The organism is Paraburkholderia sp. SIMBA_030, from assembly GCF_046535245.1.
Taxonomy (GTDB): Bacteria; Pseudomonadota; Gammaproteobacteria; order Burkholderiales; family Burkholderiaceae; genus Paraburkholderia.
Genome location: NZ_JAWRXB010000426.1, coordinates 1 through 275 on the forward strand (window position 1 = coordinate 1; position 275 = coordinate 275).

The following is a 275-nucleotide window of genomic DNA, read 5'->3' on the forward strand; positions in this document are numbered from 1 at the left end:
GGTGCATTACCTGGAACAATGGAGCGCCGAAGATCGCCAGACTTACTACTTCACGCCTCAGGGAACCCAGGTGAAAGGCTTGCGCTATGCCTGGTTCAACGCCCTCGAACTGCCCTTCTCGCAACAACGATTCGCATCGCCCGAGTACCTCGCCCGCTTAGGTTTCCTGATCGATCCCGGGCAGAAAGCCACGCCAGACAACCCTGGGAATTTGCCGGTAGGTTTTGCCCGCCACCAAAATCCCGGCAGTCAGGACGAATTTCTCGACATCTCGT

The 275-nt window shown here is 57.1% G+C and carries 1 protein-coding gene; it reads left to right on the forward strand.

Going from position 1 to position 275, the window contains the following annotated elements:
• Positions 1 to 275 (forward strand): hypothetical protein (locus SB772_RS40635; protein WP_410838603.1); only part of this gene is annotated, 275 nt, incomplete at both ends.